Consider the following 17,454-nt stretch of genomic DNA (forward strand, 5'->3'; position numbering starts at 1 on the left):
CCTGCGGCGGTCCACCGCCGCAGGCCCCTCGCGCGTTCAGGCCCCCGGCGGGTCGGCCAGGTCGGCGTCGGCGACGTCGTCGGGCTCGGCGACCCAGCCGGAGAAGACCGGCACCCCGTGCCACGGGCCGGTGCCGCCGCCGCGCCGGTCGGTGGCGACGGCCACCACGGCGTACGGGTGGCCGAAGCGCAGCTCCGCGACGCGGGCCACCCCGAGCGGGGGCAGGCTGACCCGCGCGAACATCCCGGTGACGGCCGCCGCGGCGAACCCGTACCGGTCGTAGCGGGCGGCGACCGCCTGCCGGGCCCGTACGTCGCCCGCGCCGACCAGCGGGGCGAGCACCCGGCCGGCGGCGGCGAACCCGATCCCGGTCGGGTCGTGCTCGTCGCGGGCCGACCAGCAGGGCAGCGTCGCCGTGTGCCGCTGCTCCCGGCGGTCGGGGGCGAACGTGCGCACGGCCTCCTCGCGTAGCGTCCACAGCGGAGTGTCGCCCAGCGGCAGGTCGAACAGCGACCGCCGGCCGGCGGGCTCGTCGGCGTCGGCGTCGGCGGCGATCCGGTACGCGGCGGCGAGCACGTCGGCCGGGGCCACCCCGGGGGCGGCGGCCACCGAGACCACCGACAGCCCCGCCCCGGCGGTGTCGGTTCCGCCGCCGTTCGCGCCGCCCGCCGCGTGCCCGCCGGTGCCGTCCCCGGCCGGCTGCGCCGCCGCCACGTGCACGGCGACGTCCCCGGCCTCCGGTGTCGCGGCGATCCACGCGCGGTGCCCGTGCGCCGGGGTGCGCAGCACCCGGGTCAGCCGCCCGGCCCACGGGCTGTCCGGGCCGAGCGCCCCGGCCGGGGCGAGGTCGAACGGGGTGGCCCAGGAGATCCGGGTGGCCACGGCCGAGGCCAGGGCGAGCGCCACGCGGGGGGTGAGCGTCAGCGGGAACCGCTCGACCAGCCCGAGGCTGTGCTCGCGGGCCCACGCGTCGAGGCCGGCCTGGTCCGGCAGCGGGCCGGTTCCGGTGGCGCGGGGGAGGGTGGCCCGCCAGGCGTCCAGCCCGGCGGTCTTCGTGCCGGGCCGGTGCCAGACGGCCGTCGCCGACGGCACCAGAGGATGCGGCGCGTCCAGCAGGTCGGCGGCGATCCGGGCGGCCCGCGCCGGTGCGATGCCCAGCGCGTCGGCGAGGTCGGCGGCGTCCCCGTCGAGCCCGGCGGCGTCGCCGTCGGGAGCGGCCGACGCGCAGAGGGCGAGCAGCAGCCACGCGCCCAGCGGGGACGCGACGTGGTGCCGGTCGCCGGCCGAGGCGTGCAGCCGGGCGGCGTAGCGGGCCAGCGGGGCGTGGAGGTTCGTCGTCATGCCCCTACTGTGCCCGGCGGGGTCCCGTTCGCCCGGCGGTGGCTGCGCCGCGTCTCCTCCCGCCGTGGGTGGGCGGCGGGCCGGGGGACGGGTTAGGCTGCCCGCCGTGGCAGGTCTGTTGAGGAGTGTGGCGTCCCGGCTGGGGCGGGTGGCCCGCGGCGGGGCCGCGCCGACGCGTACCCCCGGTCCGATCCCGGCCCAGGTGGCGCGGCGCCGGCAGGTCTCCGCGCTGCAGCGCCGGGAGCTCAGCTACGCACCGGAGCCCGACGGTCAGGCCGACCCGGGTGAGGTCGTCTGGACGTGGGTCCCCTACGAGGACGACCCCCGGCAGGGCAAGGACCGCCCGGTGCTGGTGGTCGGGCGGTCCAGCCGGACCCTGTTCGGCCTGATGCTGTCCAGCCAGGGCGAGCGGGACGGCCAGCGGCACTGGCTGGCGCTGGGCCCGGGCGCCTGGGACCGGGACAACCGGCCCAGCTGGGTGCGGCTCGACCGCGTCCTCACCATGCGGGAGGACAGCATCCGCCGCGAGGGCGCGGTGCTGGACCGGGCGCGTTTCGACCGGGTCGGCCAGGCCCTGCGCGCCGGCTACGGCTGGCGCTGACCCCGGCGGCCGGTCCCGGGCGCGGGGGCGTGCCGGGGCCGGGCGTCAGCACTCGGCGAGGCGCGCGCTGTCGACGAGCTGGCGGGCGGAGCGGGAGGTGCCGACGCTCTTCGCCCGGTACATCGCCGCGTCGGCGCGGTCGAGCGCCTCGGTGAGCTGGGTCGGGCAGGTGACCGGGGCGAGCCCGACGGAGGCGGTGACCCGCAGGCTCAGGCCGCCGAGGGGGATCGGCGCGGCGAGTGACTCGCAGAGCCGGCGGGAGGCGTGCTCGATCCACCGTCGGTCGACGGTCGGGGTGACCAGCAGACCCGCGAACTCGTCGCCGCCGAGGCGGGCCACGAGGTTGTCCCCGGCGAAGGCGGCCAGCCGTTCGGCCACGCTGACCAGCACCTGGTCCCCGGCGGCGTGCCCGTAGCGGTCGTTGACCTGCTTGAAGTCGTCCAGGTCCAGCACGATGGCGATCAGTGGCTGGCCGGCGGTGTCGGTGAGCAGGGTCGCGGCCAGCCGGAAGAAGGCGCGCCGGTTGGGCAGCCCGGTGAGCGGGTCGTGGCTGGCGGCGTGCCGTTCGGCGGCCAGCTCGGCCTGGAGGTGCTCGATCTCCGCCTCGGCGAGCATGGCCCGGCGGCGCAGTTGCCATGCGGAGACCAGGGCTCCGGCGGCCGAGATGCCGGACGCGATGGTCAACGGATCCGGCACGAACCCTCCTCACCGCGTCTGCCCACGCGCCCGGCCGTGCCGGCCAGGTGCCCGTGGGGACTCCTGTTTTCCCTGGTGCAGCCCCAGGTGAGGTAACCCAAAGTGAACACCTAGGTACACCCTCGTTGGGCTATCATGCTCGCTGTCCGGTGCAGATGCAATAGCAGATGCACGTGCAGCAAATCCCGTCGTAAGCCCCGACCCCTCGCCAGCACACCGCTCCTCCCGCGGCATCGGCAGGCTCTTGACAAGAAAGATGCCCCATGCAGCAGCCCCGCAACGGCGTTCCCACTGCACAGCTCCCCCCGTTGACCTGGATGAAGAGTCGACGGAGCAATCCCAGCGGCAACTGCGTCGAACTCGCCGAGCTTCCCGGTGGCGCCGGCATCGCCGTCCGTAACTCCCGCTACCCCGACGGTCCGGCGCTGATCTACACGATCGACGAGATCGCGGCCTTCGTCCTCGGCGCCAGGGACGGCGACTTCGACCACCTGATCGGCTGACCCTGGGTCACCCCTCGGCTGCGTCCCGTCAACGGGACCGAAACGCCGACCGGCCGGGTTCACCTCACTGTCGGTTCATGGCATGCTTACACGTCGGCCGGGGTGGGGCCCGGTGCGACGAAGGCAGCAAGCGGAGGTCGGCGCGTGACGATGGTTCCCACGGAAGGTGGCCCGGCCACCGGCCCAACCGTGCTGCGCATGCTGCTCGGCGCGCAGCTGCGCCGCCTGCGGGAGGCCAGCGGGGTGACCCGGGAGGGCGCCGGCTGGGAGATCCGGGCCTCCGAGTCGAAGATCAGCCGGATGGAGCTCGGGCGGGTCGGCTTCAAGGAGCGCGACGTCGCCGACCTGCTCAGCCTCTACGGGGTCACCGACACCACCGAGCGGGAGGCCCTGCTCAAGCTCGCCCGCGACGCCAACAGCCCCGGCTGGTGGCACCGCTACGGCGACGTGCTGCCGTCGTGGTTCCAGTCCTACCTGGGCCTGGAGGCGGCCGCCGCGCTGATCCGCAGCTACGAGGTGCAGTTCGTGCCGGGCCTGCTCCAGACCCCGGAGTACGCCCGGGCCGTCGTCCTGCTCGGTCACCGTGGGGCCGGGGCGGACGAGATCGACCGCCGGGTGGGCCTGCGCATGCAGCGCCAGGAGCTGCTCCGTCGCCCGCGGCCGCCGCAACTGTGGGCCGTCGTGGACGAGGCGGCGCTGCGCCGGCCGATCGGCGGCCCCCAGGTCATGCGCGACCAGCTCACCGCCCTGATCGAGGCGACCCGGGCGCCGCACGTGCGGTTGCAGATCATCCCGTTCGACGCGGGCGGCCACGCCGCGGCCGGCGGCGCGTTCACCATCCTGCGCTTCGGCGACCAGGACCTGCCCGACATCGTCTACATCGAGCAGCTCACCAGCGCGATCTACCTCGACAAGCGCGAGGACCTCGACTACTACGCGGCGGCCATGGAACGGCTCTGCGTCGAGGCCGAGCCCCCGGAGCGCACCCCGGAACTCCTCACCCGGCTGCGCGACGAGCTCTACCCGGGATAGCGGGTTCCCTGGTCGGGGCGGCGGCGCGCGCTGCCTCTACGATGGTCGACATCGGCGACAGTGGACGGACGCCGGCGTAACAGGTCAGCGCAGAGCCATGGAGGCACCCCTTGACCACCGATGCCCCCGGCACCTCGACCGGTCCCGCCCACCCCAGCGACCGGATCGACACCTCGGTGGCGCATCCCGCCCGCCGCTACAACTACCTGCTGGGCGGCAAGGACAACTTCCAGGCCGACCGGGACTCCGGCGACGCGATGGCCGCGGCCTTCCCGACCATCCGCACCGCCGCCCTGGAGAACCGCCGCTTCCTCAAGCGAACCGTCGGTTACCTCGCCCGCGAGGCCGGCGTCCGGCAGTTCCTCGACATCGGCACCGGCATCCCCACCGCCGACAACACCCACGAGGTCGCCCAGGCCGCCGACCCGCAGGCCCGGGTGGTGTACGTCGACAACGACCCCATCGTGCTCGCCCACGCCCGGGCGCTGCTGACCAGCTCGCCCGAGGGCGCCACCGCCTACATCGACGCCGACCTGCGGGACCCGGAGAAGATCCTGCGCCACCCCGACCTGCTCCGCACCATCGACCTGGGGCAGCCGGTGGCGCTGATGCTGGTCGCGATCCTGCACTTCCTGCCCGACCCCGACGACCCGTACGCGGTGGTCCGTCGGTTGCTGGACGCGCTGCCCCCCGGCAGCTACCTGGCCGCCTCGCACGCCACCTACGACCACCTGCCCGAGCAGGTGGCGCAGGAATCCAGGGTGGCGACGCGGACCGGCAGCTCGCGCGACGTGATCAGCCTGCGCAGCCGGGAGGAGTTCGCCGGCTTCTTCGCCGGGCTGGAGCTCGTCGACCCGGGCATCGCCTCGATCGCCCAGTGGCGCGCCGAGCGGGAGCCGCAGCCCCGGCCCTCGGTGGTCGACGTCAGCATGTACGGGGCCGTGGCCCGCAAGCCCTGACCCACCGCCACCGGCCCGGCCCCGGCGCCGGCCACCGCGACTGGTGCCCGGCGCCGGCCGGCAGGCAGACTGGACCACCATGTCGCCGTTCACGCCCACCCTGCGGCTGCACGACCGCTACGTCCTGCGCGAGCGCATCGGCCTCGGCGGAATGTCCGAGGTGTGGCGCGCCGACGACGAGGTCCTGCACCGTCCCGTCGCGGTCAAGGCGCTCGCGGCCCAGCTCGCCGCCGACCCGCACCTGCGCGCCACCCTGCAGCGCGAGGCCCGCGCCGCCGCCCGGCTCACCCACCCGCACGTCACCCAGGTGTACGACTACGGCGAGGCGGTCCTCGGCGGCGGGACGGTGGTGCCGTACCTGGTGATGGAACTGGTCGAGGGGCGCAGCCTCGCCGACCGGCTCGCCGCCGGCCCGCTGCCCTGGCCCGACGCCGTCCGGCTGGCCGGTCAGGTCGCCGCCGCGCTCGCCGCCGCGCACCGCATCGGCGTGGTGCACCGCGACATCAAGCCCGCCAACATCATGCTCACCGAGAGTGGCGCGAAGGTGCTCGACTTCGGCATCGCCGCCCCGGCCGGGCCGCACCAGCCCCGCACGGGTCCGCACCAGCCTCGCGTCGGGCCGGGCGACGAGCCGATGATGGGCACCCCCGCCTACTTCGCCCCCGAGCGGTTCGACCCCGGGCCGCCGAACCCCGCCAGCGACGTGTACGCCCTCGGGGCCCTGCTCTACCGCGCCCTCGCCGGCCGGGCCCCGCTGCCTGTGCAGACCTGGGAGGACGCCATCGAGGCGCACGCGCAGCGCCGGCAGGCCCCGCCGCTGCGCGTCCCCGGGCTGCCCCCGGACGTCGCCGCGCTCACCCTCGCCTGTCTGAGCGCCGACCCGGCCCGGCGACCCACCGCCGCCCACCTGGCCCGCCGGCTCGGCGCGACGCCGGCCGCCGAATCCCCGGCCGGAATCCGGCCTGCCGCCTCGGCCCCGACCCGGCCCGCCGCCTCGCCGCCCCCGGAGCACCCGCCGACCCTGGTCGATCGCGCGGGGCCGTGGGCGTCTCCCGCCCGCCCCGGGCGGTCGTCCGTTCCGGTGGCTGAGCCCCGTCCGGTGGCCGAGCCCGTCCGGCGCGCGCCGCGCGGCCCGGGCCAGGGCAACCGCCTGCTCGGCGTCCTCGTCGCCGCAGGGTTGGCGCTGCTCGTCGGCGTGGTCGCGCTGCTCGCCCTCGACGACGATGCCCCGGCCCCGCCGGCCGGGGCGCCCGCAACCGTCACGCCCGCCGACGGGCGCAAGGCCGAACCGCCCCCGTCGGCCGCCGCCCCGCCGACGACCGCACGATCGCGGCCGGTCACGTTGCGCCAGCTCGCCGCCGAGTTCACCGCCCTGGTCGACGAGGCGCAGGCGCGCGGCGACATCGACCGCAAGACCGCCGACGAGCTGCGCGAGGAGGTCGCCGAGCTGAACCGGGGCAAGCTCAAGGACCGGGCCAAGCACCTGCGGGAGCTGCGCGAGGACATCGCCGAGGCGATCGAGCGCGACCGGATCGGCGCGGAGACCGCCGCCCGGCTGCGGGAGCTGCTCACCGGCTTCCCGGGGGCGCGCGGCGACGCGGCGGGCTGACGGGCCGCACCGACACGGACCATCCACGATGTACGGCCTGCCCGCTGCCCGCCTTGCCCGCCCCCGGCCCGCCGGCCCGGGGCGTGGCAGCCGGCGGGAACGGTCACTAACGTTGTCGGATGATCAGCACGCAGCCGCTCCTGCCCTTCCCTCGTACGGTCGCCGCCGGTCCCGAACCCGGGTCCGACGGACCGGTCGGATTCGTCACGGGCCTGGTCGAACGGCTGGGTGGCCCCGGCGCCGGGCTGGCGGTCGCGCTGGAGAACCTCTTCCCGCCCATCCCCAGCGAGGTGATCCTGCCGCTGGCCGGATTCGTCGCCAGCCAGGGACGGATGAGCCTGGTCGGGGCGATCGGCTGGACCACCCTCGGCTCGGTGGTCGGCGCGCTGGCGCTCTACTGGATCGGCGCCATGCTGGGCCGGGACCGGATGCGGGCCATCGCCGCCAAGCTGCCGCTGGTCAAGCTCGAGGACGTCGACCGCACGGAGGCGTGGTTCCTCCGGCACGGCGTCAAGGCGGTGTTCTTCGGCCGGATGATCCCGGTGTTCCGGAGTCTCATCTCGATCCCGGCCGGCGTGGAGCGGATGCCGGTCCTGACGTTCCTGCTGTACACGACGCTGGGCAGCCTCATCTGGAACACGGTCTTCGTCATGGCGGGCTACCTGCTCGGCGAGAACTGGCACGTGGTCGAGTCCTACGTCGGCACGTTCCAGAACGTGGTCATCGCCGTGTCCGCGCTGGCGGTCGCGTGGTTCGTCGCCACCCGGGTACGCCGGTCCCGCGCCGCGCGGCGGGACGCCCCGGCCTCCCCGTCCGTCGATGGCCCGTCCCTGGGCGGTGTGTCCGCCGACGGCGCGTCTGCGCAGGGGCCGTCCGCCGGTGCCGATCAGGTGCTGCCGGCCGGGTCGGAACGCGGCACGGGGGAGTACCGGGGAACGGTCTACCGCAGCGGCTCCTGGCGCGGCGGGCCTGAGCACTGACGGGTCGGCGCGTCCCGCCCGCCCGGTTGATCGACTTCATGTCGGTGACATGGGGGTATCCCGCGCCGTTGATACCCCCATCTGCCCGGCATCCCGTCACCCCTCCACCGGAATGGGCGGTTTGTCCGACCCGGCGGGGCGCGTGTGGGGCGGGGTGGGTCGAGCCGGGCCGGGCCGGGGTCGGGGTGGTGACGGGCGGCACCCGCGGGTCGGAATCCTGGCCGGGGCGGGGGCGTTACACCTGACGGACGACCGCAGCAGCACCCCGGATCCCCCGTTCCGGCAGGCCCCGGGCCGCTCGCGTGCTGGCTCACCCGACGCGCCTGCCTCACCGACGCCCGGTCCGCCCCGCGGCGTGCCGGCCGCCTCGGCATCAGGCCCCGGGGAATGGGGACGGGTCGCCGGTCGTTACACCCGGACCCGGCGCCGCACGGCAGCCGCCCCCTCCTCCTTCTTCTTCTTTCCCCCTTTGTTCGTTGTTCGGGCGCCTCGACGTGGTGCTCACACCCGCCCACCCCTGACGGGCCGGTGTCGACCCCCCGATAGGAGTCACCCTCATGAACACGACCATCCTGCGTAAGAGCGTCCTCGGCATCGCCGGACTCGCGTTCGCCGGTGGCCTCGCCGCCGGCCCCCTCCACCACGCCACCACCACCGGCACCGGCACTGTTGACGCGCGGCCCGTCGCCGCCGTGCAGGCCGACAAGACCGTGGACGCCGGGAAGCTGATCCCGCACGGTGTGCAGGGCACGCAGTCGCGCATCGACCTCGACGCCGAGCAGACCGCCAACGCCAAGGCCATCATCGCCGCCACCAAGAAGACCGGCCTCGACGAACGCGCCGCGGTCCTCTCCATCGGCACAGCCCTGCAGGAATCGAAGCTGCAGAACCTCGGCCACCTCGGCGACCGCAACGACCACGTCTCCCTCGGCCTGTTCCAGCAACGCCCCTCCAGCGGCTGGGGTTCGCCGGAGCAGATCACCGACCCGCAGTACGCCACCACCGCGTTCCTCAAGGGCCTGCGACAGGTCGACGGCTGGCACGACATGCCCCTGACCGACGCCGCCCAGACCGTCCAGGTCTCCGCCTACCCCGACGCCTACGCGCAGTGGGAGCAGCAGGCCGCCGACCTCGTCACCCAGCACTGGAACAACAGCTGACCCAGCGAACAGACGCCACCGGCCGGGCCCCGACAACAGGGGCCCGGCCGGTGGCGTCCCCGGCCCCCGGCGGCCCCGCCCAGCGGGGTGTCAACAAGGGGCCCTTCCTCTACAGAAAGCGTTGACAAGGTGCCCTTCCCTGCAAGCCGAGGGGCGGACTGATCCGAACCCGGGTCGGGTACGTACTGCCTGGCGGGGACCGCGAAAGGGGAGCACATGCCGGGTTCGGAGCATGACGCGTACCGCCGCCCGGGGGTCGCTCCTCCGGTGCCCGCACCGGTCGTCGAGGTGACCGGGGACCCTGTCCCGGAGCCGCCCGCCCCGGCCTGGCCGCGCGGCGTACGCCTCATGGTCGCCGCCGCGGTCGTGGTGCTGGCGTTGGGCGCGGGCGCGGTGGCGGTGACCCTGGCCAACCCGGACCGGCTGGGGGTGGCGTTCTCCGGGGGTCGGCCGGACGTCGGGTCGACGGTGCCGCTGGCGGCCGAGCCCGGCGGCGGGGGAGCGTCGGCGGACGGCCGGGTGCTCACCGCGCCCCTGGCCGGGCGGACCCGGGCGAGTTTCGAGCTGGTCGACGGGCTGACCACGTTCGACCTGCGGATCGACGACCTCGGCGAGGACCTGTACCGGATCGCCAGCCCCGCCGACGGTGGGGTGGATCCCCGGCCGGAGCTCGTCGGCGACCGGCTGCGGCTGCGGATGGCGCCGAGCGGGCGGCGCGGCCCGGCCGTCGCGGAGGTCGTGTTGAACTCCCGGGTGACCTGGCGGCTGCGGCTGGCCGGCGGGGTGACCGAGCAGGTGCTGGACCTGACCCGGGGGCGGCTCGCCGGGCTGGAGCTGGCCGCCGGGGCCACCCGCGTCGACCTGCGCCTGCCCCGGGTCGTCGGCACGCTGACGGTGCGGCTGACCGGCGGGATCAACCAGCTGGTGGTCCGGGTGCCCGGGGCGCTGCCGACGCGGGTCCGTTCGGGTGCCGGCGCGGGCGCGGTCACCGTCTACGACCGGCACCGTCAGGGGGTGGCGGCCGGCGCGGTGATCAGCTCGCCGGACTGGGACCGCCGGGCCGACCGGGTGTACGTCGACATGGTGGCCGGGGCCAACACGGTGACCGTCGAGGGGGCCTGAGCGTACAGTCGGGCGGTGGATCGTACGGAATCTCTGCCGGCGCAGACCCGCCCGCCGGGCGTGGCGCCCGCCGACCCGGGCAGCGTGCTGCTGCCGGGCCACGACGTGCCGCTCGGCCGCTACACGACGGTGCGTCGGCTGCTGCCGCAGCGCCAGCGGCGGATGGTCGGGGCCTGGTGCTTCGTCGACCACTTCGGCCCGGACGACGTCGCGCAGCGGCCCGGCATGGAGGTGCCGCCCCACCCGCACACCGGCCTGCAGACGGTGACCTGGCTGCTCGACGGGGAGATCGTGCACCGGGACAGCCTCGGCAACGTGCAGCCGATCCGCCCGGGGCAACTCAACGTGATGACCTCCGGCCACGGCATCGCGCACTCGGAGCGGTCGCCGGCGCAGCATCCGCCGGTGATGCACGGGGTGCAGCTGTGGGTGGCCCTGCCGGACCCGGCGCGGGCCGGTGGGCCGGGCTTCGCCCACCACGAGGACCTGCCGGTGTGGCGCGACGGGGACACCGACGTCACGCTGCTGGTAGGCGAGCTGGGCGGGGAGCGTTCCCCGGCCGTCGTGCACACCCCACTGCTCGGCGCGCAGCTCACCGCCCGGGGCGCGGCGCCGGCCCGGCTGCCGCTGCGCCGCGACTTCGAGTACGCGCTGCTGGCGATGTCCGGTGCCGCCGAGGTGGGTGACGTGTCGGTGGAGCCGGGCGCGCTGCTCTATCTCGGCCTGGGACGGGAGAGCCTGACCCTGGCCGCCGCCCCGGGCAGCCGCCTGCTGCTGCTCGGCGGGGAGCCGTTCGAGGAGCCGCTGGTGATGTGGTGGAACTTCGTCGGCCGGTCGCACGAGGAGATCGCCGCGGCGCGCGAGGACTGGACGGCGGGCCGCCGCTTCGGGGTGGTGGCGGACGACGCGGCCCCGCCGCTGCCGGCGCCCGCCCTGCCGACCACCCGGCTGCTGGCCCGCACCCGGCACGGCGAGATCCTGCGCTGAGCCGGTGCCGCCCACCCCACCGCCGGCCGCCAGGCGTGGCCGGCGGCGACGCGGGTAGTCGCGGGCATGCCGACCACCGCGATCTCCAACATCGAGGACAAGAAGCGCCTGGTACGCCGCCTGGCGGGCGACGGGCGCGGTTTCGCCGAGCAGTACGGCTTCCGGGTCACCAACAACCCGTCCAGCCTGTTCCAGTTGCTCACCCTGTCGGTCCTGCTGGCCCGCCGGGGTGACTTCCGGTGCGCCGTGGCCGCCGCGGCGGCGCTGCGTGACTCCGGTTGGGACAGCGCCGCCCGGCTGGCCCGGTCGCTGCACGCCGACCGGGTGCGCGTGTTGCGCGGGGCCGGGGTGCGCGGCGACGTCGACGCGCTCGCCGACGGTCTCGGCGACCTCGCCCGTACCGTCGTGGAGCGCTACCGGGGCGACCTGCGCCGGCTGCGTGGGGCGGCCCACCACGACCCGGCCGTCGAGCGGACGCTGCTGGCCGGGTTGCCGGGCGTCGACGGCGAGGCGGTGGCGTTGTTCCTGCGTGAGGCGCAGGCGTTGTGGCGGGAGGTGGCCCCGGTGGCGGACCGCCGGGCGCTGGCGGCGGCCCGCCGGCTGGGGCTGGGCGGGTCGGCGGCCGACCTGGCGGTCCTGGCGGGCGGCGGCGAGTCGGAGCGGCTCGCCTGGCTGGTCGGCGCGCTCGCCCGGGTGGACCTGGAGCAGCGGTACGCCGAGCTCACCTGAGGTGCGCTGGCCCACAGTTTTCCCGAGAACTGACCGTTCGGACGATGGTGCCGGTAGGATGATCTCGGCAGTTGACTCCCGGCCTCATCGGGTGGGAGTGGCCGCCCGGCGGTGCGGTCCGGTTCGGGCCGCGTTCACCGCCGGGGCACAGGTTCTGCGTGGCGCCCCGGGTCGCGGTTCGCGGCCCGGGGCGCCCGTCTGTCGGGCCAGCCTGGTCACCTGGCCAGCCCCGCCACCAGGTTCACCGTCGCGGCGATGATCACCGCCCCGAACAGGTACGACAGCAGCGAGTGCCGCAGCACGGTGGTGCGCATCTCGTTGCTGGTCAGGTTCGTGTCGGAGACCTGGAAGGTCATCCCCACGGTGAACGCCAGGTAGGCGAAGTCCGAGTAGCGGGGGCGCTCCCGCTGGTGGAACACCACTCCACCGTCGGGCCCCGTGTAGTAGATCCGCGCGTACCGAGCGGTGTGGACGGTGTGCACCACCAGCCAGGACAGCAGCACGCTCACCACGCCCAGCCCGCCGTACGCGTCGCGGCGGGGCCCCGGCGGGGCGCTGTGCGCGTACAGCAGCACGACCGCCACCGCCAGCAGGCTGGCGAGGCAGGCGACCAGCAGCAGCACGTCGCGCACGGCGCGGCTCGGGTCCTCCCGGCCGGCGAGCCGGGCGGTGCCCTCGCCGTCCAGCGGCCACAGCGTGCGCCACACCAGCACCAGCCAGCTCAGCGTCGCCGCGTCCCAGCCGACGAGCGGGCCGAGCCGCGGCGAGCCGACGAGCGCGAACAGGCCGCCGGCCAGCAGCCCGACCAGCGCCATCACGAGCAGCTGTGCCGCCGCCGGGAGGTGGCCGTCCGCGCGCCGCACCGGCCGCGTACCCACTCGCCCGCGCCGCCGGCGGGCGGTCAGATGCGCCGCAGGTGCTGCGAGACCCGGGTGTGCGGCTCCCGGGCCTGCGCCGCCCGCCGCGCCGGGCCGGCCTCGGGGGCGGCCTCGATGCCGGCGGACCGGGCCACCTCGGTGCCGTTGGCGTAGTCCACGGGGGGCAGGGCCCGCAGGGCGCGCAGCACGTCCGGCGGGGCGCCCTCCCGTTCCGCCTCGCGGACCACGTCGGCCTTGTCCGCCGGGTAGTCGAGGCTGGACAGGTACTGCAGGACGTCGTCGTAGCTCGCCATGGGTGCGCTCCTCGTCGCCGCGATCGGGGTTCCCGACCGGCGGCGGTTACCCACCGTGCGGCCGCCCACGCCCGCGCGGGGGCCTGCGATCGTCCCCGCCCGGCCGCCGTTTCCACCCCCGTCCGGCGGGTACGCGACCCCCTCCTGCGGGCGCGACCGGCCCGAGGCAGCGGAAGGAGCGCCGTCATGAACTACGACACCTTCGTCGACCAGGTGGCCCTGCGGGCGCGGGTCCCCGGCGAGCGGGCCGTCGAGCTGACCCGGGCCACGCTGGAGACGCTCGCCGAGCGGTTGACCGGCGGCGAGGTGCTCGACCTCGCGGCGCAGCTGCCGAAGCCGTTGCAGCTGGTCCTGCGGCCCAGCCCGGACACCGAGGCCGCCGACCGGTTCGGCGCGGCCGAGTTCGTCGCCCGGGTCGGCCAGCGGGCCGGGCTCGACGAGCGGGCCGCCCGGGAGGCCGTCCGGGCGGTGTTCACCACGCTGCGCGAGGCGGTGACCGGTGGGGAGTTCGACGACATCGTGGTGCAGATGCCGCGCGACTACCGGGACATGGTGGAGCCGGCGCTCGCCCCGGGCGCGGCCGTCCCGCGCCGGCCCTGACCGACCGGCGTGGTGAGGAAAGGACCCCTGCACAACAGAATCCGTTGACGGGGGCCCTTCCTTGCACCTCAGGCGACCGCGCCGGCGGCGCGCAGGGCGGCGATCCGGTCGGCGGCGAAGCCGGCCTCCGCCAGGATCTCGTCGGTGTGCTCGCCGGGGTGCGGGGGCGGCCGGCGCAGGGCCGTCGGCGTGCCGGAGAACCGGGGCGCCGGGGCCGGCTGGGTCGCACCGGCGTGCTCCACGAACACCCGCCGGGCCGTCAGGTGCGGATGCCGCGGGGCCTCCCGCCAGTCGAGCACCGGCGCGACGCAGGCGTCCGAGTCGCCGAGCAGGGCCGTCCACTCGTCGCGGGTGCGGGTGCGGAACAGCCGCGCCCACGCGGCCCGCAGGGCCGGCCAGTTCGCCGGGTCGGTGCGCTCCGGCGCGTCGTCGCCGGGCAGCGGGAACCCGGTGCGGCGCACCAGCTCGTCGTAGAAGCGGGGCTCCAGGGCGCCGACCGCGAGGTGCCGGCCGTCGGCGCACTCGTACGTGTCGTAGAACGGCGCGCCGCCGTCGAGCAGGTTCACCCCGCGCGGGTCCTGCCACCTGCCGACCCCGCGCAGCGAGTGGATCATCGTGGTGAGCACCGAGACGCCGTCCACGATGGCCGCGTCGACGACCTGGCCCGGCGCGCCGGCGCGGACGGCGTACAGGGCGGCGACGACGCCCAGGGCCAGCATCATCCCGCCGCCGCCGAAGTCGCCGAGCAGGTTCATCGGCGGCACCGGGCGCTCCCCGGCCCGGCCGACGCCGTGCAGCGCCCCGGTCAGCGCCAGGTAGTCGATGTCGTGCCCGGCGTACGGGGCCAGCGGGCCGTCCTGCCCCCAGCCGGTCATCCGCCCGTACACCAGGCGGGGGTTGGCCGCGAGGCAGTCGGCGGGGCCGAGGCCCAGGCGTTCGGTCACCCCGGGGCGGAAACCCTCGATCAGCGCGTCCGCGCCGCCGGCCAGGGCCCGCACCGCCTCCCGGCCCCCGGCCGACTTGAGGTCCACGGCGATGGAGCGGCGGCCCCGGTTGAGCAGGTCCGGGTGCGGGGTGCCGAAGGCGGCCGGGTCGACGTCGGTGGCCCGGTCCACCCGGATCACGTCGGCGCCCAGGTCGGCCAGCATCATCGCGGCGAACGGGCCGGGCCCGATGCCGGCCAGTTCGATCACGCGTACCCCGGTGAGGGGGCCGACCGGGCCGCCGGCCGCCGGGTCCGCGTCGGGGTGGTGCGCGCGCTCGCTCACCCGGACACCATAGGCGCGCGCGGGCGTCCCGGGACAGGCCGCACGGACCGCCACAGCCACCAGGGCATCACCCCTGGTGACAGGTTGGTGTCGGCTTGGCGAGTCGCCCGGGACTGGCCTAACCTTGGTCCCACGAGGGGAGTACTTCCCACGAACCATTCCGGTCAGTACGGCGTGCCCCGGGCGCGCCTCGGGTGGTTGCCCACGGAATCGTGGGTGAAGGAGACCTCGAACATGACACGGTGTTCGAGGAGACCCATATGACCGAATCATCCCTTCTTGCTGCCGGCGCGCTGTCCTCGATCGGCACCCCCACCCTCTGGGCGGTGACCATCGCCGGGGTGCTCGCGCTGCTCGTGCTGGACTTCCTCGTCACCCGCCGTCCGCACGAGGTGTCGATCAGGGAGGCGCTCGGCTGGTCGGCGTTCTACGTCGCCCTCCCGCTCGCCTTCGGCGCGTGGATCTGGTCGCGCTACGGCTCCCAGCAGGGCGTGGAATACCTCACCGGTTACCTGGTGGAGAAGTCGCTCTCGGTCGACAACCTCTTCGTCTTCATGCTGCTGCTGGCCGCGTTCGCCGTGCCGGCCGTGCTCGCCCAGCGCGTGCTGCTCTACGGCATCGCCGGGGCGCTGGTGCTGCGTGCCGTCTTCATCGCCCTCGGCGCGGCGGCGCTGCAGACCCTGGACTTCGCCTTCCTGCTCTTCGCCGTCATCCTGATCGCCACCGCCGTCAAGCTGCTCCGCGACGCCCTCTCCGGCCACGAGCAGGAGGTGGACATCAACAAGATGCGGTCGGTGAAGCTGCTGCGCAGGTTCATGCCGGTCGTCGACGAATACCAGGGCACGAAGATGACCGTCCGGCTGAACGGCCGCCGGGCGCTCACCCCCCTCGCGCTCGTGGTGGTTGCGGTCCTCGCCACCGACGTGGTCTTCGCCGTCGACTCGGTGCCGGCCGTCTACGGCATCACCGAGGACCCGTACCTGGTCTTCGCCACCAACGCCTTCGCACTGCTCGGGCTGCGGGCGCTCTACTTCGTGCTGCACGCCGCGCTCAGCCGGCTCGTGCACCTCAGCTACGGCCTGGCGATCATCCTCGCCTTCATCGGCGTCAAGCTCTGCCTGCACTGGGCGCACGGCATCTGGTCCGGCGTGCCGGAGATCCCGACCCTGGCCTCGCTCGGCGTGATCATCGGCGTGCTGGTCGTCGTCACGCTCACCAGCCTCCGGGCCACCCGCCACGCCTCGCCGGGCGACAAGGAGGTCGTCGCCGACCGGCACTGACCGCGCGGGCGCACGTCGGTCCGGGCGAACGGTACCGCCGTACTCCCACAGGTGGTACGACTGACGGGTGGGAATCGTGTCACCAGGCTTCCAGGGCCGGCGCCGCTCCGCGGGGCCGGCCCTGCCGCCCGGGCAATACCTCACCGAGGACTTCCCGGTGCTCTCCGCCGGCCCGACGCCGCGGGTGCGGCCGGACGCCTGGGAGCTCGTCGTCACCACCGAGACCGGCGCGGAACACCGCTGGACGTGGGCCGAGTTCACCGCCCTGCCGCAGGAGACCCCGACGGTCGACATCCACTGCGTGACCCGCTGGTCCAAGCTCGGCACCACCTGGCAGGGCGTCTCGCTCGACGTGCTGCTCGACGGCGTCGACACCGACGCGGCGTACGCGCTGGTCCACTCCTACGGCGGGTACACCACGAACCTGCCGCTGGCCGACCTGCGCGGCGGACGCGCCTGGGTGGTGCACGGCTACGACGGCCGGGACCTGCCCGCCGAGCACGGCGGACCGGCCCGGCTGCTGGTGCCCCACCTCTACCTGTGGAAGTCCGCGAAATGGGTGCGCGGCATCCGGCTCGGCGTCACCGACACCCCCGGCTTCTGGGAGACCGCCGGCTACCACGACTACGGCGACCCGTGGCGCGAGCAGCGCTACGCCGGCGATTGAGCGCCCCGCTGGCCGCCCCGCTGGGCTGGCGGGTGGCCCGGCTCGTCGAACGCCGCACCGAGACGCCGACCGCGCAGACCCTCGTGCTCGACGTCCCCGGCTGGCCCGGCCACCTGCCCGGCCAGCACGTCGACGTCCGGCTCACCGCCCCCGACGGCTACCAGGCCGCCCGGTCGTACTCCCTCGCCGGGCCCGCCGAGGGCGACCGCGTCGCGCTGACCGTGCAGCGCGTGCCCGACGGGGAGGTCTCGCCGTACCTCATCGACACCTGGGCGACCGGCGACCCGGTGGAGGTGCGCGGCCCGGTCGGCGGGTGGTTCGTGTGGCGGCCGACGGAGACGGCGCCGGTGCTGCTGGTCGCCGGCGGCTCGGGCGTGGTGCCGCTGATGGCGATGGTCCGCGCGCGCCGCGCCGCCGGCAGCCGGGCCCCGTTCCGGCTGATCTACTCAGCGCGCACGCAGGCCGACGTGATCTACGCCGACGAGCTGCGCCGCCGGGCCCGCGACGACCGGGGCCTCGACGTGGCGTACGTCTACACCCGCGCCGCCCCGGACGGCTGGCGGGGCGAGCCGCACCGCATCGGGCTGGCCGACGTGAACACCCACGGCTGGCCGGCCGAGCTGGAGCCGCTGTGCTACGTCTGCGGCCCGACCGGTTTCGTGGAGACGGTGGCGGACCTGCTGGTGGGGCTGGGCCACCCGCCGCGCCGCGTCCGCACCGAACGCTTCGGCCCCACCGGCTGACCGCCG

At 75.4% G+C, this 17,454-nt stretch carries 19 protein-coding genes; 14 read left to right on the top strand and 5 right to left on the bottom strand.

Features of this window, described 5'->3' with window-relative positions; genetic code table 11:
* Positions 1 to 36: 36 nt before the first annotated feature.
* The gene (locus TK50_RS28635) at positions 37 to 1,341 is read right to left on the bottom strand and encodes a hypothetical protein (protein WP_043968614.1); all 1,305 of its coding nucleotides are present in this window, start codon (positions 1,339 to 1,341) and stop codon (positions 37 to 39) included.
* Between the two features lie 106 nt (positions 1,342 to 1,447).
* Here TK50_RS28635 and TK50_RS28640 point away from each other — a divergent pair, with 106 nt between their 5' ends.
* Complete coding sequence (locus tag TK50_RS28640; RefSeq protein WP_043968616.1) at positions 1,448 to 1,942, top strand: type II toxin-antitoxin system PemK/MazF family toxin; 495 nt, start codon at positions 1,448 to 1,450, stop codon at positions 1,940 to 1,942.
* 45 nt (positions 1,943 to 1,987) lie between these two features.
* Here the strand turns inward: TK50_RS28640 and TK50_RS28645 are convergent, their stop codons facing one another.
* On the bottom strand, positions 1,988 to 2,638 hold the full coding sequence (locus TK50_RS28645; protein ID WP_043968618.1) for a GGDEF domain-containing protein: 651 nt from the start codon (positions 2,636 to 2,638) through the stop codon (positions 1,988 to 1,990).
* 263 nt (positions 2,639 to 2,901) lie between these two features.
* Here TK50_RS28645 and TK50_RS28650 point away from each other — a divergent pair, with 263 nt between their 5' ends.
* From TK50_RS28650 to TK50_RS28690, 9 genes are all read left to right on the top strand, one after another.
* Positions 2,902 to 3,141 carry a DUF397 domain-containing protein gene (locus tag TK50_RS28650; RefSeq protein WP_043968620.1) on the top strand — a complete coding sequence of 80 codons (240 nt, stop codon included), beginning with the start codon at positions 2,902 to 2,904 and terminating at the stop codon, positions 3,139 to 3,141.
* A gap of 198 nt (positions 3,142 to 3,339) precedes the next feature.
* Positions 3,340 to 4,173 (top strand): helix-turn-helix domain-containing protein, encoded by an 834-nt coding sequence (locus TK50_RS28655; RefSeq protein ID WP_043969518.1) that lies wholly within the window; start codon positions 3,340 to 3,342, stop codon positions 4,171 to 4,173.
* A 110-nt stretch (positions 4,174 to 4,283) separates the two neighbouring features.
* On the top strand, positions 4,284 to 5,132 hold the full coding sequence (locus TK50_RS28660) for an SAM-dependent methyltransferase (protein ID WP_043968621.1): 849 nt from the start codon (positions 4,284 to 4,286) through the stop codon (positions 5,130 to 5,132).
* Between the two features lie 79 nt (positions 5,133 to 5,211).
* A complete protein-coding gene (locus tag TK50_RS28665; RefSeq protein WP_043969519.1) occupies positions 5,212 to 6,741 on the top strand; it encodes a serine/threonine-protein kinase in 1,530 nt (509 codons plus the stop codon).
* A gap of 119 nt (positions 6,742 to 6,860) precedes the next feature.
* A complete protein-coding gene (locus TK50_RS28670) occupies positions 6,861 to 7,721 on the top strand; it encodes a DedA family protein (protein ID WP_043968624.1) in 861 nt (286 codons plus the stop codon).
* 557 nt (positions 7,722 to 8,278) lie between these two features.
* The gene (locus TK50_RS28675) at positions 8,279 to 8,881 is read left to right on the top strand and encodes a hypothetical protein (protein ID WP_043968626.1); all 603 of its coding nucleotides are present in this window, start codon (positions 8,279 to 8,281) and stop codon (positions 8,879 to 8,881) included.
* Between the two features lie 267 nt (positions 8,882 to 9,148).
* Complete coding sequence (locus TK50_RS28680) at positions 9,149 to 10,003, top strand: hypothetical protein (RefSeq protein ID WP_229406842.1); 855 nt, start codon at positions 9,149 to 9,151, stop codon at positions 10,001 to 10,003.
* 15 nt (positions 10,004 to 10,018) lie between these two features.
* Positions 10,019 to 10,990, top strand: coding sequence for a pirin family protein (locus TK50_RS28685; protein ID WP_043968627.1), 972 nt, complete (start codon positions 10,019 to 10,021; stop codon positions 10,988 to 10,990).
* Between the two features lie 66 nt (positions 10,991 to 11,056).
* Positions 11,057 to 11,719 carry a hypothetical protein gene (locus TK50_RS28690; protein ID WP_043968628.1) on the top strand — a complete coding sequence of 221 codons (663 nt, stop codon included), beginning with the start codon at positions 11,057 to 11,059 and terminating at the stop codon, positions 11,717 to 11,719.
* Between the two features lie 215 nt (positions 11,720 to 11,934).
* Here the strand turns inward: TK50_RS28690 and TK50_RS28695 are convergent, their stop codons facing one another.
* A complete protein-coding gene (locus TK50_RS28695; RefSeq protein WP_043968630.1) occupies positions 11,935 to 12,582 on the bottom strand; it encodes a DUF1345 domain-containing protein in 648 nt (215 codons plus the stop codon).
* A gap of 38 nt (positions 12,583 to 12,620) precedes the next feature.
* Positions 12,621 to 12,890: a DUF2795 domain-containing protein gene (locus tag TK50_RS28700; protein WP_043968632.1), complete on the bottom strand. Its 270-nt coding sequence runs from the start codon at positions 12,888 to 12,890 to the stop codon at positions 12,621 to 12,623.
* 186 nt (positions 12,891 to 13,076) lie between these two features.
* On the opposite strand from TK50_RS28700, the gene TK50_RS28705 reads away from it, so the two are divergent.
* Positions 13,077 to 13,490 (top strand): DUF2267 domain-containing protein, encoded by a 414-nt coding sequence (locus TK50_RS28705; protein ID WP_043968634.1) that lies wholly within the window; start codon positions 13,077 to 13,079, stop codon positions 13,488 to 13,490.
* 68 nt (positions 13,491 to 13,558) lie between these two features.
* Here TK50_RS28705 and TK50_RS28710 read toward each other — a convergent pair whose 3' ends face one another.
* Positions 13,559 to 14,758 (bottom strand): CaiB/BaiF CoA transferase family protein, encoded by a 1,200-nt coding sequence (locus tag TK50_RS28710; RefSeq protein WP_043968636.1) that lies wholly within the window; start codon positions 14,756 to 14,758, stop codon positions 13,559 to 13,561.
* A gap of 260 nt (positions 14,759 to 15,018) precedes the next feature.
* Between TK50_RS28710 and TK50_RS28715 the strand changes: the two genes are divergently transcribed.
* From TK50_RS28715 to TK50_RS28725, 3 genes are all read left to right on the top strand, one after another.
* Positions 15,019 to 16,038, top strand: a complete 1,020-nt coding sequence (locus TK50_RS28715; protein WP_043968637.1) for a TerC/Alx family metal homeostasis membrane protein — start codon at positions 15,019 to 15,021, stop codon at positions 16,036 to 16,038.
* 76 nt (positions 16,039 to 16,114) lie between these two features.
* Entirely contained in the window at positions 16,115 to 16,705 is a 591-nt protein-coding gene (locus TK50_RS28720) for a sulfite oxidase-like oxidoreductase (protein WP_199486167.1), read from the top strand.
* A complete protein-coding gene (locus TK50_RS28725; RefSeq protein ID WP_229406846.1) occupies positions 16,702 to 17,448 on the top strand; it encodes a ferredoxin reductase in 747 nt (248 codons plus the stop codon). Before TK50_RS28720 ends, TK50_RS28725 begins: the two co-directional genes overlap by 4 nt.
* Positions 17,449 to 17,454: the final 6 nt, after the last annotated feature.

The sequence above is a fragment of the Micromonospora haikouensis genome, from assembly GCF_000876225.1.
Classification (GTDB): Bacteria; Actinomycetota; Actinomycetes; order Mycobacteriales; family Micromonosporaceae; genus Micromonospora; species Micromonospora haikouensis.

What these genes read in the sequence shown, in the direction of transcription:
- TK50_RS28705 (WP_043968634.1), top strand. Translation starts at nt 13,077, where the DNA reads ATGAACTACGACACCTTCGTCGACCAGGTGGCCCTGCGGGCGCGGGTC.
- TK50_RS28675 (WP_043968626.1), top strand. Translation starts at nt 8,279, where the DNA reads ATGAACACGACCATCCTGCGTAAGAGCGTCCTCGGCATCGCCGGACTC.
- TK50_RS28665 (WP_043969519.1), top strand. Translation starts at nt 5,212, where the DNA reads ATGTCGCCGTTCACGCCCACCCTGCGGCTGCACGACCGCTACGTCCTG.
- TK50_RS28635 (WP_043968614.1), bottom strand. Translation starts at nt 1,341, where the DNA reads ATGACGACGAACCTCCACGCCCCGCTGGCCCGCTACGCCGCCCGGCTG.
- TK50_RS28655 (WP_043969518.1), top strand. Translation starts at nt 3,340, where the DNA reads ATGCTGCTCGGCGCGCAGCTGCGCCGCCTGCGGGAGGCCAGCGGGGTG.
- TK50_RS28715 (WP_043968637.1), top strand. Translation starts at nt 15,019, where the DNA reads ATGACCGAATCATCCCTTCTTGCTGCCGGCGCGCTGTCCTCGATCGGC.
- TK50_RS28650 (WP_043968620.1), top strand. Translation starts at nt 2,902, where the DNA reads ATGCAGCAGCCCCGCAACGGCGTTCCCACTGCACAGCTCCCCCCGTTG.
- TK50_RS28700 (WP_043968632.1), bottom strand. Translation starts at nt 12,890, where the DNA reads ATGGCGAGCTACGACGACGTCCTGCAGTACCTGTCCAGCCTCGACTAC.
- TK50_RS28670 (WP_043968624.1), top strand. Translation starts at nt 6,861, where the DNA reads ATGATCAGCACGCAGCCGCTCCTGCCCTTCCCTCGTACGGTCGCCGCC.
- TK50_RS28690 (WP_043968628.1), top strand. Translation starts at nt 11,057, where the DNA reads ATGCCGACCACCGCGATCTCCAACATCGAGGACAAGAAGCGCCTGGTA.